The organism is Vibrio ruber DSM 16370 (genome assembly GCF_900163965.1).
In the GTDB taxonomy this organism is placed as follows: Bacteria; Pseudomonadota; Gammaproteobacteria; order Enterobacterales; family Vibrionaceae; genus Vibrio; species Vibrio ruber.
The window spans coordinates 15,288-29,426 of record NZ_FULE01000048.1 but is presented as its reverse complement, the minus strand read 5'-3'; the positions used below and the strand labels follow the sequence as shown (position 1 = coordinate 29,426).

At 52.1% G+C, this 14,139-nt stretch carries 7 protein-coding genes; 5 read left to right on the top strand and 2 right to left on the bottom strand.

Annotation, left to right across the window (positions count from 1 at the left end; translation table 11 throughout):
• Positions 1-706, top strand: a 706-nt coding sequence (locus VR7878_RS21130; protein WP_077337252.1) for a hypothetical protein, incomplete at its 5' end; no start/stop codon positions are given.
• Positions 690-1,127, top strand: coding sequence for a DUF1240 domain-containing protein (locus VR7878_RS17100; protein ID WP_077337251.1), 438 nt, complete (start codon positions 690-692; stop codon positions 1,125-1,127). The genes VR7878_RS21130 and VR7878_RS17100, both read left to right, overlap by 17 nt.
• 139 nt (positions 1,128-1,266) lie before the next feature.
• Here VR7878_RS17100 and entS read toward each other — a convergent pair whose 3' ends face one another.
• Positions 1,267-2,547: an enterobactin transporter EntS gene (entS, locus tag VR7878_RS17095; RefSeq protein WP_077337250.1), complete on the bottom strand. Its 1,281-nt coding sequence runs from the start codon at positions 2,545-2,547 to the stop codon at positions 1,267-1,269.
• A gap of 123 nt (positions 2,548-2,670) precedes the next feature.
• Between entS and VR7878_RS17090 the strand changes: the two genes are divergently transcribed.
• From VR7878_RS17090 to VR7878_RS17080, 3 genes are all read left to right on the top strand, one after another.
• Positions 2,671-3,735: an iron chelate uptake ABC transporter family permease subunit gene (locus VR7878_RS17090; RefSeq protein WP_077337249.1), complete on the top strand. Its 1,065-nt coding sequence runs from the start codon at positions 2,671-2,673 to the stop codon at positions 3,733-3,735.
• Positions 3,735-4,772 carry an iron-enterobactin ABC transporter permease gene (fepG, locus tag VR7878_RS17085; protein ID WP_077337248.1) on the top strand — a complete coding sequence of 346 codons (1,038 nt, stop codon included), beginning with the start codon at positions 3,735-3,737 and terminating at the stop codon, positions 4,770-4,772. Before VR7878_RS17090 ends, fepG begins: the two co-directional genes overlap by 1 nt.
• 88 nt (positions 4,773-4,860) lie before the next feature.
• Positions 4,861-5,595: an ABC transporter ATP-binding protein gene (locus tag VR7878_RS17080; RefSeq protein WP_205409482.1), complete on the top strand. Its 735-nt coding sequence runs from the start codon at positions 4,861-4,863 to the stop codon at positions 5,593-5,595.
• A gap of 64 nt (positions 5,596-5,659) precedes the next feature.
• On the opposite strand, the gene VR7878_RS17075 is transcribed toward VR7878_RS17080, so the two are convergent.
• Positions 5,660-14,122 carry a non-ribosomal peptide synthetase gene (locus tag VR7878_RS17075; RefSeq protein WP_077337246.1) on the bottom strand — a complete coding sequence of 2,821 codons (8,463 nt, stop codon included), beginning with the start codon at positions 14,120-14,122 and terminating at the stop codon, positions 5,660-5,662.
• Between the last annotated feature and the right edge of the window lie 17 nt (positions 14,123-14,139).

The window sequence follows — 14,139 nt, the reverse complement described above, 5'->3', positions numbered from 1 at the left end:
TGAGGCTATTGAGTATCTGCATTTGCTGAAAGTGGAAACACAGCGGCAGATCACCATGATGAGCGGAGAGGTACAAGCCTACCTGTCAAGCGTGACAAAAGACAGTTACAATGACCTCTCAGGCGGAAAAGATTATGCCGGGCTGGGGTCGGGCATGAAGGCGGCTTATGAAGCGGCCAAAGATTTAGGCGCGTTCGGTGCCACGGCCAAAGCGATCGATATCAACGGTAAAGCGCATATTGTGATTGAGAATTATAAGCCCCGTTATCTGGATTTGGGGATCACATGGAAAGAAGCCACACCGCAAATGCTCAAAGTCGGTTACGGTTTGAATACATTCAAAGGCAATGCGGCCTTCTTTAAAGGGAATGTGTTTGTTGAGATTGTATTTAGTGGTGCAGTCAACGGTGTTGATTATATGATGCATCATGAGCAAACCTTAAGTCATGTCGTCGGTCGCTGGCTGGGCGGGGATGTGATCAGAGGCATTACGGCGGCAGCATTAGCGCAAGGACTGGTTCTAGCTGTAGAAGGTGTGGCGGTTGTATTTGCCGGTGCTACGTTACCAATAGCAGTGTCTTTAGGTCTATTTGCGTTTGGTTCATTTCTCATTGGTAGTTACATAGGAAATCTAGACAAACAATATCAATATACGCAGCCTATGCAAGATAAGATCGAGAAACTAATTCATGAATACACAGATTAAATTTAGATTTAAAGCGTTGCTAGCGCTTATTGTTTCAATAGCAATACTCTGGTTCGGTATATATCGACTAAACGATTTTTTGGATGATTACCATTCTGCTGGGCGTGATTCTATCATTACGATTTTTGGGATGATGAATAATACTGCACCATTCGTCTGGGTAGGCGTCTGTACAGCCTTGTGTATTTTTGGGGTATTTACTGTCATCACAGCCTGTCAAACAAGATACCTATTTCCTGCTATGGTGTTTTTGGGGTCAATCGGTTTTGTGATCGGCTTTGTCTATCACACCAAACTCACGCACAAAGTTGAAGAATACGGTTATATCGAATGTACCCGGCTGCATCATATTGCGCTGCGTGAATCCCATCGAGTTTATGTGCTGCCGCCAACGACTTGCGAAGAGGCAGCAAAGCATTGAAGAACGCGATGAAGAAACGCATAAGAATCCGATACCACATAACCGATATCGGATTCTTACATATTGATAGGATCGTTCAATGGGTCCTGTAATTCATGTCTTAACTGACTGACATTACCTCGTCTGAGGCGGTTTATGGTTAGTTCGTCACAGCTTGCGGCGTCTCGCTTTCTTCCTGAGGCGCTAACGCAGGATCGAACAATGTTGCCTGCCGCAGTGAACGAAACGCCATCACCATCAACAGCCCGATTCCGGTCGCTCCGATACCAAAGCTCAACACGGACATCGCCGGGGCCATCACTTTACCAAGCGCACCGAGCCCCAGTGCACCGACCGAATCACCGGTGACATCTTGCGCGGTCCACAGGCTGCTGACCCGGCCTAACAAGTGATCCGGTGTGTGTCCCTGTACAATTGAATATTGCAGCAGAGACGCAACCGATCCGGCATAGCCGTAGACCACCAAAATCGCTAAGAACAACCAGAAGTGACCGGCAAGCCCCATCAACACAATGGATAAGAAAGTCCCCATTGTTGCATAAATCATCACCATGCCCGGCTTGCGTACCGTTTTTACCCACCCGGACGTTAACGCACCGATCATGGCTCCCAGAGGAATGGCGGAATACATCAAACCGGCATTCGCCGCATTGCCGGTAAAAGTTTCCAGTGCCAAAGCCGGGAACATCACCCGAACTGCTGTTGCCAGCGTCTCTAACGTCCCGAACACCACCACACAACCCACAACTTTATTGGAAAATAAGAACTTCACGCCCTCATACAGAGACAATAAGGGGTTCTCCGGGGCATGATGCGTCGGTTGCATCGTCGGCAGTCGGAATAACGGAATCAGGGTACCGAGTGTCCCGACGGAAGCGGCTAAATAGTTCCAGCTGACATCCCCGAATGAAATAATCAGCCCGCCGATTGCCGGTGAGAGCACCATACCGATGCGCACGGTGAGCATACTCAAGGCCGCAGCCGCCGGCAGATTTTCCCGCCCGACAATCACCGGGAGAGAGGCCATCAGAGCCGTCATGCCCATCGCACCGAAAAAACCATCCCATACAGAGAGCAGATAAAGTGCGGTCAGGGAGGCGTGCGCCAATAAACTATTCAGCGCTAATGCACCAAAGCCGATGCCACAGGTTGCGCGCGCCATCAGAATCAATTTACGCCGGTCATATTTATCGGCGAGCACGCCTCCGAATAACAGGCCGACAAACATACCGATACCATCTAAGGCCATAATCAGGCCGACTTGCAGCGTTGAACCGGTCATTTGATGGATCTGGATCGGCACCGCGACCGTCATCATGCCTAAAGCAAGCACGGACATCATTCTGGCAATAAACACCATTCTGAAATGGGGGTTTTCTTTTAGCAGGCTAAAATCTAATAGCAGTTTGGGCGTTTTCATCATCTTCTACGTCAAAATTTGAGGAATTTAAAGGCGTTACTCTTGATTAAGAGTGCTTGAAGCTTGAACATTCTAATCATTTATTTATAATAATGGAAATGATAATTATTTTTATTAAGATTCATGAATCATCCATCGCCGCAATCCGGTACACCTCATCAGGCGCTGAAAACGCCCATGTCCAGCGCTATAAAACACGCCTCACAGTCGGCCAAACTCATCACGCTGATATTCGTCCTGATGCTCGTCTGCACCATCAGTCTATTTGTGGGTGCCAAAAGTATCTCACCCAGTGTGGTGATTGATGTATTACTCGCCAAAGCGGACTCCACCGAAAGTTTGATTATTGTCGAGAGCCGGTTACCAAGAACCCTGCTCGGTTTACTGGTCGGTGCCGCCTTAGCGGTGGCCGGTGGCTTAATTCAGTCGATCACACGCAATCCTCTTGCCGACCCGGGAATTCTTGGCGTGAACGCCGGGGCAAGTTTCTTTGTACTGGCGGGGATTGTGCTGCTGGGGAATCAAAGTATGACAGAGCATCTCTGGCTGGCGTTTTTCGGCGCGATGCTCACCAGCGTTTTTGTTTATTTTGTCGGCACCTATAAGGAAGCGAGAGTCAATCCGCTCAAAATCACTTTAGCCGGGGTGGCTATCGGGGCGTTACTCGCGGGCGTTTCTTCGTCGATAACACTGATGAATCCGGTGGCCTTCGATGAGATGCGTTTTTGGGATGCCGGCTCACTGGATATCCGCGATCTGTCCCTCGCATCGATGGCTGTTTTACCGATTCTGGCAGGCATCATCGCAGCGCTCATGATTGCACCCGCTTTAGATAACCTTGCGTTGGGAGAAGAGATTGCCCAAGGTTTAGGCACGCCGGTAAAGCTGGTGCAGCTGAGCGCTTTATTTGCCATTGCCCTGCTTTGTGGCAGCGCAACCGCAATTGCCGGACCGATTGGCTTCATCGGCTTAATGATTCCCCATATTGCCCGCCGTTTATCCGGCCCGAATCAGCTGTGGCTTACGCTTTATGCCATTGTGCTCGGCCCGCTGTTAATCATCAGTGCTGATATTGTCGGCCGGGTTATCGCCGCCAATGAGATTCGGGTCTCCATTGTGACAGCTTTTGTCGGCGCACCGGTGCTGATTTATCTGGCGCGTCAAGTCACCTCTTTTGGCAAACTATAATGCAACCATCTAAGACCATTTTACTCGGCAGCCAATCCGGTTGGCTCAATATTCTGCTCTCGAAACACACGCTCAAATGGTGCGTCGTTCTGCTCTTTTTCACGGTTGCCGTCGCGACTTTTGCCCTCTCCACCGGGCAGTTAAAGACCACCTTTGCCGAACTCTCACAAGTGCTGTTCGGTGAAGGGGAAAAGTTCCTGACCACGGTTGTTCTCGAATGGCGGCTGCCCCGCCTCACAGCCGGATTAGTTTTTGGCGCGGCGCTGGGGGTCAGCGGTGCATTGTTTCAGTCCCTGATCCGCAATCCGCTGGGCAGCCCGGATGTAATTGGCTTCAATACCGGTGCCTATACCGGTGCGTTGGTGGTCATTATTCTGTTTGGCGGCAGCGATTTGCAGATCGCTTGCGGTGCGATTATCGGTGGTATTATTTGTGCCGGTGTGGTGTATGTGCTGGCGTTTAAGCAAGGGATACAAGGTTTTCGTCTGATTATTATCGGCATTGGTGTGAGCGCGATGCTGAGTGCGTTTAATACTTGGATGATGATTTCAAGCAGCTTAGAAACCTCGATGGCAGCAGCGCTCTGGGGTGCGGGCTCACTCAATGGTCTGAGCTGGCATCAGGTTGTGCCGTCACTGTCCTTTATTGGTATTGCTTTACTCGGTGCAGCAATGCTGGCGAGAAAAATGAACATCCTCGAAATGGGAGATGACAGTGCCAATATGCTGGGTATCCACAGTGAAAAAACACGTCAGCTGGCGATGGTATTCGGGGTCATTTTAACCGCAGCCGTGACAGCGACCGCAGGCCCGATTGCTTTCATTGCGCTGGTTGCCCCGCAACTGGCGAAGAAACTCACCCGGGAAGGCGGTGTCGCCATCATTCCGGCAGCATTGATGGGCGCAATGCTCCTGACGCTGTCAGACTTTATCGCAGCGAATCTCTTTGCACCGAACCAATTACCTGTTGGCATTGTCACCATCAGTATTGGTGGTTTCTACCTGATCTATCTTTTAATTCAACAATCGGGAAACTGATATTGTGACTGATGTACTGCACGCAACACTTACCGATACAAGTCGTCTGATAGCCGAAAATATTACCCTCGCCTATCAGGATCAGCCGATCGCTCAGGGGCTGTCACTCCACATACCGGATAAGCAATTTACCGTGATTCTGGGCCCTAACGGTTGTGGCAAGTCCACCCTGCTCCGCGGATTAAGCAAACTGCTCTCGCCAAGCAAGGGGCAGATCTGTTTTGACGGGAAAAACCTTGAACACTATTCGCGCAAAGCGCTGGCGAAAATTCTGGGGCTGCTTCCTCAATCCGCAATCGCGCCCGGCGGCATTACAGTCCATGATCTGGTGGCAAGAGGACGTTTTCCGCATCAGTCCTTTCTGCGCCGCTGGACATCAGAGGATGAACAGGCCGTCAATGACGCCATTAAAGCCACTCAGATTGAAGCCTTGCTACAACAGACTGTCGAATCGTTGTCCGGCGGGCAGCGCCAGCGTGTCTGGGTGGCAATGGTATTGGCCCAGCAAACGCCTTATCTGCTATTGGACGAACCCACAACTTATCTGGATATCGCGCATCAAATCGAGTTACTGGAACTGTTCAGAAAACTGAACCGACAAGAAGATCGCACCATTGTTGCGGTGTTGCATGACCTCAATCATGCTTGTCGCTACGCGGATCATCTGATTGTGATGAAGTCGGGCGCGGTTATCGCCCAAGGAGCGCCGAACACAGTAATGAGTGAAACACTGATCCGCGACGTCTACGGGTTAAACAGTCTTATTATTGATGACCCGTTAACCCATACCCCCTTGGTTATCCCGAAACCGTTATCAAGTTAATCTCCTGCTTAAATTAAAAAATTTGATCACGTAAAAAAGAACCGGCGAATGCCGGTTCTGTGATTTATGCTTTGAGCGTTTCTATCTGGCACAACAGCGTATCGAGTTGTTCACCGATTTCCCGGACATGCTCCGGCGCGAGAATGTCTTCGTGAGAACAATCAAAATAGTGTTTTTCCAGCCGGGTCAGGAACGGCTGCCAGTGGTGGTCGATGTCATAGCCTTGCGGCAATGTTCTTTGCGCCACAAACAGATCAACCCGGCCCTCATATTCGGATGAGCGCGCTCCGGATAACAGGCGGACTGCATCGGCATAGTTGGCCGTAATGTCTTGAAACATTGCCGACCTTTGCTGGTCAAGTTCATCATCGGTCACATCATTGGCCGCCAGAAACAGATCTTTCTCCCGTTCGATTTCATCCTGCGCTTCTTCATTCATTGGCCCGTCCCAGTCCTGTCCTTCGGGGGGATAAGTATCCAGCAGACCAAGAAACGCTACTTCCTCACCCTGCTGCACCAGCTTCGCTGCAAGGTTCTGTGCCACGGTGCCGCCAAAGGAATAACCCAATAAATGATACGGCCCGTGGGGCTGTACCTGTTTGAGGGCTTTCATATGAATCTCACAGGCATCTTGCATGTCGGTGCCTGCCGCAATCGCCCCGGACGGACGCGGTGACTGCAGGCCGACAATCGGATAGCTGCCACGCAGATATTTCGGCAACCCGGTGTATTGCCAGGCAAAACCCGACGCTGAATTGATACAGAATAAAGCCGGGCCATGACCGGCACGGATGGGCAGAACTTCCCCGAACCCGGCTAAGGTCGGATCATTGCGGGCATCATCATCGAGCAGTAACAGCGCCAGTTTTGCAACGGTCGGATGCACCATGATCTGGCCGACTGTCACCGGTACATGCAACACGCGCCGGATCTCTGCTGCTAACTTCATCGCCATTAAAGAGTGTCCCCCCAGGGCGAAGAAATCATCTTCTGCGGATAATGTGTCAATGCCCAGCACATCGGCAAAAATAGCCACCAGCTGTGCTTCCAGACCGGGGCGCGCTTTACGCCCTTCAGCCGTGACAATGTCACTCGGCAGCGGCAGTGCTTTCCGATCTAACTTACCGTTGGCACTGAGCGGAAATTCCGCCAGTACAATGATCGCAACCGGAACCATATGCGCCGGAAGTTGCTCAGACAAGGCCGCCTTGAGCCGGTCACCATCGGTATGCCCGTCCTCACTCAGAATGACATAACCAACCAACTGACGATCATCCGCCCCGGCCATGTTCTTTTCTAAGCCGAGCGCTTTGGCGCACACCAACGCTTGCCTGACACCCGGCAGAGATTGCAGTGCGGTTTCGATCTCACCCAGTTCAATGCGCTGTCCGCGAATCTTGAGCTGATCATCACTTCTTCCCAGATATTCGATTTTGCCCGACGGCAGCCAGCGCACAACATCCCCCGTGCGATACATCCTTTCACCACTGGCAAACGGGTTGGCAATAAACCGATCTGCGGTCAGCGCGCTGCGATTCAGATAACCAATCGCCAGTTGGTCACCGGCAAGATACAACTCACCCGGCACACCGACCGGTGTCTCCCGCAGAAAACTATCCAACACATACAGCCGGGTATTCCACACCGGCAAACCAATCGGCACACTGTGCCCGAAACTCTCCCTGAGCGGTGCACCGAATGCCGGACAATACGTCACGTCTACTGCGGCTTCCGTCGGGCCGTACAGGTTATGTAAAGGAGCATCGATCCATTGCGCATAGACATCGGCGAGTTCTTTCGACAGCGCTTCACCGGAACAAAAGACCCGCTGTAAGCTCGGCGCAGCTTTGGTGATCTGTTCGTGATGCGCGGCAACCGATGCCATAAACGCCGCAAGCATTGACGGTACAAAATGCATTGTTGTGACTTGGTAATCTTCAATCACCGCCATCAGCCATTCCGGATCTTTATGTGACTCCGGGGGCGCCATCACTAACGTCGCGCCCTGAATCAGCGGCCAGAAGAATTCCCACACTGAAACATCAAAACTGCACGGGGTTTTCTGCAACACCACATCATGGTGACTGAGCTGATACTCAGACTGCATCCATTGCAAGCGGTTGACAATGGCTTGGTGAGAAACCAGCACCCCTTTCGGATTGCCGGTAGACCCCGAGGTATAGATGATATACGCACCGTGTTCCGGACGCGGCGCCTGTTGATGTGGCACATCACTGAACGGCGTCGGCTCAGGCAACTGATCTAACATTAACAGTTCCCCCAGCTCACCAAAACGCGCCTGATACTCGTTGGTGGTGATGATCAGTTTTGGCTGCGCATCACCGATCATGTAAGCCAGTCGGTCATCAGGATAACTGACATCGAGCGGCAGATAAGCGGCACCACATTCAATAATACTGTTGAAAGCCAGACTGAGCTTAACGCTTCTTGGCAATGCGACCGCAACCACATCGCCCACACCCACATCATGACTGACCAGCAGGTTGGCAATCGCAATCACTTGCTCACGCATGGCTTGGTAACTCAAACGGTTGTCACTGTCGATCAGTGCAATCTGTTCCGGCGTCCGCGCTGCCTGCTCAGCCATCAGTGAACGCAGCGTATGATCCCCCACTTCGGCCTGCGTCTGATTGACGCGTTTCTGGAGCGTGATTTCTGCCGCCAAACGTAAATCGAGTTGCGCCAGGGGGATTTCAGGGGTATCAATCACGGCTTGCAGCAGTTTTTCAAAGCGCTGCATCACTTGCTGCGCAATCCCGACGGTATCCCGGTACTCAAACAGCACATGAATTTGCTTACCGGGGAGCACCAGAATCGTCAATGGATAGTGGGTATAACCACGATTGTGAATATGAGTCAGCTTAGCTCCCTGATAATCCTGACTGTACCATTGCGAGTGGTCAGGGTAATTTTCCACCACCAGCAAAGTATCGAATAACGTCTCTCCCCCGGCTAACTGCTGAATTTCACCCAAACCAAGTTCATCATGTTCAAGCAGTTGGATCTGTGTGGCCTGATGCGCCTGCAACTGTTCCAACAGGCTCTGTCCGGCATGAAGTTTCATCCGCACCGGTATGGTATTACTGAACAAACCGATATGTTCATCAATACCTTTAACCCGTCCGAACCGCCCTGAGATTGGCGTCCCGAAGACCACATCTTCCCGCCCGGTCATACTCCCCAGAATACATGACCAAATCCCCTGCATCAGTGCGTTGATCGTTAAACCATAAGCACTCAACCGTTGACTGAGTTGCTGCGTTTTTGCCGCGTCAATGATCAGCTCATGCTCTTTGACGCGCGCTTCAAGCGGGACGTCTTCGAAAGCCATGGTTGGCGTCACGTCTTGCAACACTTGCTGCCAAAGCGCCCGCGCCGGCACTTTATCGCGCTGGTTCAGTTGGCGAACAACATCGGCATAGTGAGCCGACAGCGGTGGCAGGTGTTGATGTTCTGCTGCATACGCGCTCAGAAAGTCCCCGAGTAAGATCGGCGTTGACCAACCATCGACAACCAAGTGATGCGCTGAAATAAACAACGTACTGGACGCTTCACCATGATGAATCAAGGTCGCACCGAGCAATGATTCATTGGGATCATTGAGGTCAAACTGGCGAATCAGCTCTTGCTGTTCTGTTTGGGCAAGCAACGCCTGTTGCTGTTGCTGACTCTCTTGGCGGATGTCCACAGACACCAGCGGCCAATAAGCACGGGTTTGAGGAATCAACTGCACCGTCCGGCCTAAAACTGAGCTGTCGAATTGAGCCAGTAATTGCGGATGACGTGCGATGACCGCATTCAAAGCTCGCTGAACTTGCTGTGGATTAACCTCCCCCTGAAAAGTCAGTCGGGTGGTTGAGTTGTAATTGCTATTGATATCGCCCAACTGTGACTGGAACAACAACCCTTCTTGCAGTGGCAAAGCTGGCAGCACATCGTGCAGCGGGCCAAAGCGAGCCGATAACGCAGCAGCAGCATCCAGTGAAATACCGCTCTCCGTATATTCAGCCGGAACCCGCAGCGTCACTTGCGGTATCGGCTGCTCTTGCAACCAACACAGGATGGCTTCCAGTCGTTGAGTGATCCGCTCACAGATTGTGTTGATTTCATCATGGCTGAATTGCGCCTCATCCCACGCCCAATTCAGCGCAAACTGCGCTTGATGATCACTTTCATCGACGAAAATATTCAGTTCCAGCGGATGTAACAGTGCGTGCTCACTGTTGAGCGAAACCGCAAACGTGTCGGCAAACTTGCCCGCCCGGCTGATCGGTGACCACGTTCCCGGAGACTGCTCAAACCGGCCGAGATAGTTCAACAGGAGCGACGCCTGATTGCGTTGAGATAACGCAGTAAGTGTCTCGCGATACGTGTTGTCTAAATACCGGAGTGCCATGTAGCCCAATCCCCGGTCTGTGACACTGCGCTTTGATTGCTTCACCTGTTTGAGTAATGCTGATACTTCACCGTCTTCGGGCAGCTCGATAACTAACGGGAATTCAGTGGTAAACCAGCCTAAGGTTTGACTGAGGTTGAGTGAAGCATCAAATTCTTCGCGACCGTGAGACTCTAAATACAGCCTGATCGCTTCTTTTTGATAACACTGACCCAGCGCTGAAGTGACCGCTGCAATCAACAGTTCATCAACGTCGATAGCCTGAGCATCTTGGCAGTAACTGAGTATGTTTTGGGTCAGCGCTGCCGGTAGCATCATCCGGCGCTGAACCACACGCCCCGGTTCCGTTTGCGGTTTGAGTGGCTCAATATGACGCGATTGCTGCGCAATCCAATCTTGCGCTTGCTGAGTCAGCCGGGGCAAATGTTGATAAAGTGCTTGCGACCATGAATTGATCCCCGTGACTTCCGGTGTTAGCGCTGCATTGACTTGGTTGACTTGGGCACGGACGACGGTTTTTAACTGCGGTAACAGAATACGCCATGAGACACCGTCAATGATCAAGTGGTGAGCAAGAATCATCAGCCCGCTTCGCCCGGCATGGTCACGCAGATTGACCAGCCGGAGCATCGCGCTGTCCGGAGAGAGTATTTGACTGCCTTGTTCAAAAATACCGTCCAGATCGGCGGTATCGAGATCGTCCACCTGCCGCGTTGCAACCCAAGATGCCACGGCCAACTGTTCGACCGGCTCAATCATATAACGTGCATCACGCTTGATCAGCCGACAAGCCGAATGACTGGCAACCAGCTGTTGTAAACCGGCCTGAAGATGATGCAAAGTGATATCTGCTTCAATCTCGACAAAGACGCCTTGTACATAGCGGGTATTTTCGGCAAAAGTTTCTTCAAACCAACGCCACATTGGCAGCGGCTGAATTTCTCCGTCCTGCTTCTGTGCCACGTGATGACGCAGAGGTTTCATCGACTCAGCCATCACGCCTAACTGACGTGCTGCAAATATTTCTCTGGGGCGCAGCTCATAACCGGACTTTCTCAGTAATGTCCCCAGCCCCATGGCAGAAATACTGTCGCCCCCCAAGGCAAAAAAGTCATCTGCAATGCCGACTTGACCCACACCGAGCAACTCAGCCACCGCATCACACAGCACCTGCTCTTCAGGACTGGTCGGAGCCACCCATGTATTGCCAGACACAATCGTCGGTTCAGGCAGTGACTTTCGGTCAATTTTGCCATTCACATTGAGGGGAAACTGCGCCATGATCACCACTGCGGCCGGTACCATATATTCGGGGAGCGTCGCGGCAATTTGGGTCAATAAGGTTTGCTCATCAAGCAACGCCCGGGCGTGATTGACCAAGGTGCAGTAGGCAATCAGTCGGTGTGATTCTCCGTGGCGCTCAGCAATAATCACCGTCGTGTCAACCCCTTCAAGCGCATTCACAGCGCTTTCAACATCCCCCAGTTCAATCCGGAACCCCCGAATTTTGACCTGGTCATCGCTGCGGCCGATAAAGTCCAGCTGACCGTTATCACGCCATTTCACCAAGTCACCGGTCCGGTACATGATTTGTCCGTCTTCAAACGGGTTTGCCACAAATCGCTCTGCCGTCATGCCGGCTTGGTTTAAATAGCCTTTTGCCAGCCCGGCTCCGGCCAGATACAACTCGCCGACGCGACCGACGGCCACCGGATTCAACTGCTGATCGAACACATAAGCTGTGGCGTTTAAGATGGGGCGACCGATCACCGGTGTATCGTCCGCGCAGAGTGATGCACTCACCGCATCAACGGTAAACTCGGTCGGCCCGTAGCAGTTCTCAACCAGCAAATCCGGGTAGGTTTTGAGCCTTGACCAGAGTTGCTCAGGCACTGCTTCACTGCCGATCAGCACCAGTGAAGGGACATGGTCAGCTTCCATCAGTCCGTTATCGAGCATTTGACTCAACAGCGAAGGCGGCAGATCCAAAGCATTGATCTGATCGCGGGCGACTTTTTCGCTCAGCTCACAGGCATCTTTACGCTGCTCATCGTCGTACAGGTAAAGGGAATGCCCACACAGCATCCAAAGCACTTGTTCCCAGGATGCGTCAAACGAGAACGATGTGGTATGTGCCGCTCGAACCTGCACGTCGTGCGCAGCACATTGTTGTTGCGTAGCAAGGTGCCGGATCGTCTTGGCAAAAACAGAGTGCTGGTGCGAAAGCAATAAATTGAGCAACGCTCCGTGGGTGTTCATCACGCCTTTGGGTGTCCCGGTCGAGCCGGAGGTAAAAACGATATAGGCCACATCAGCAGGAGCAATCTCAAGGCTTACCCGTTCGGTCACCTGCTGGCTGGCAAGCTCATTCAGCGAGATGCAAGACGTTAAGTGATACCACGACAGTATCTCTGACTGCCCGACAATCACGTGCTTTGGCCGGGCTTGCGTTAAAATGGTTTCGATCCGCTCCTGAGGATAGGCCAGATCAATTGGCAGGTAGACCGCACCGATACGAAGAATCGCCAGCATCGTAATGATGGTTTCCGCGCTACGCGGCAAAGCAACCCCGATGATATCGCCTTTGTCTGCGCCTAAGGCGTATATCTGTTGCGCCCGCTTGTCGATCGCCTGATCAAGCCGGGCAAATGTCCAATGCTGCCCGGCAAAGCTTAAAGCGACCGCGTCAGGCTTTTGTTTAACCTGACGCGCAAATACCGCGAGCACGCTCCCCTGTTGCTGCCAGTCTTCAAGTACGGTTCCGGTTGACCACTGCATTATCTGCTGTTGTTCACTGGCAGGCATGATCTCCAGTGCATGCAGCGGTATATCCGGGTTGCGGGCAATCTGCCCGGCCATATGAGCAAAACGCTGACCATGCAGAGCCAGTGACTGTTGTGAATATTTCCCGGCATTGGCGGTCAGTGTGAGGTGCAGTTGGTCATCCCTGAGCTGCGGAGAGAATTCAATGTCGTCAATCGGGCCTGCTGAAAGAATGTGAGTATAGCCTGTCGTGCCAGCCAGATTGATTGTTTCTTCAAAGGGTTTGTAGTTCAGCAGCGGCCCGTACAAGGGTTGCCCGACTCTGCCTGAATCCCGCTGGATTTGTTCAGCATCATACATTTGATGACGGCGGGTCTGACGAATGACCTTGTTCATCGCCCGGGCGACATCAGAGAGGGTCATCTCGGGCTCAACTTCCAGCGTCAACGGCAGCACATTGACCACCGCGCCGGTCGAACTGGCTGCCGCACTTCCCATGCGGCGCATAAACGGAAAGCCGACACACAGGCGGTGCTCACCTGAAACTAAATGGAGGTAGGCAAAAACCAACGCCATGGCAAACTCTGAAGGGAGCACTTGATTCCCTCCCCGGTAAAGCCATGCCCCGCCCGCCAGATCAATGCTGAATCTCTCGACGCCGGTGGCTAAGGTTTGGTGTCCGCCGGTGACTAACGAAATCATCTCAGGCAGCTGACTCGCAGTTTGCTGCCAAAAGCTGCGCGCGGTTTGAAACTGCTCAGACTGATAAAATTGCTGATGTTCAGTAATTACGTCTTGAAACGGGGTAAACGGCACCGGTGCGGCTGTCCCCGCTGTTAACCGGTTGTATTCACTGACGATATACTGCGTGATTGCATTAAAACTAAAACCATCCACATCAATATGATGATAGCGCTGATACCAGAGCCACGCCGGTTTACCCGATGTACCGACATTGATCAGACAGTGGCGGTATCTTGGAGAATCCCCTTGCAGATCGATCGGTGTCGCAAGATCGGCTTGCATCCATGCCAGCGCTGATTCATCAGCAAATGCCGACTGGGAAAAGTCCATGATTTCCAAAACATCTTGCCCTAATCTGCCCCCATGACTGCCTTGTTTGACAGTTCCGTCTGTTTCTACATATTGCTGATGCAGCGAGTCAGCGGCTGCGACACCACGATTGACCGCTTGCGTGAAGCATTCTAAATCAATCGCTCCGTCAATCTCGGTATAATGGGCTACATTAAATGCTTCAGGTCTGGGCATCACTTGCTGCCCGAACCAAATCCCCTGCTGCGTACCAGTCAGATCATATAGTTCTTCTGATACCTGATGGTCTTTCATTCGTCCATTCCTTAAAA

Excerpts from the sequence above, each read along its gene's own strand:
- fepG (WP_077337248.1), top strand. The coding sequence starts at position 3,735 with ATGCAACCATCTAAGACCATTTTACTCGGCAGCCAATCCGGTTGGCTC.
- VR7878_RS17100 (WP_077337251.1), top strand. The coding sequence starts at position 690 with ATGAATACACAGATTAAATTTAGATTTAAAGCGTTGCTAGCGCTTATT.
- VR7878_RS17075 (WP_077337246.1), bottom strand. The coding sequence starts at position 14,122 with ATGAAAGACCATCAGGTATCAGAAGAACTATATGATCTGACTGGTACG.
- entS (WP_077337250.1), bottom strand. The coding sequence starts at position 2,547 with ATGAAAACGCCCAAACTGCTATTAGATTTTAGCCTGCTAAAAGAAAAC.
- VR7878_RS17090 (WP_077337249.1), top strand. The coding sequence starts at position 2,671 with ATGAATCATCCATCGCCGCAATCCGGTACACCTCATCAGGCGCTGAAA.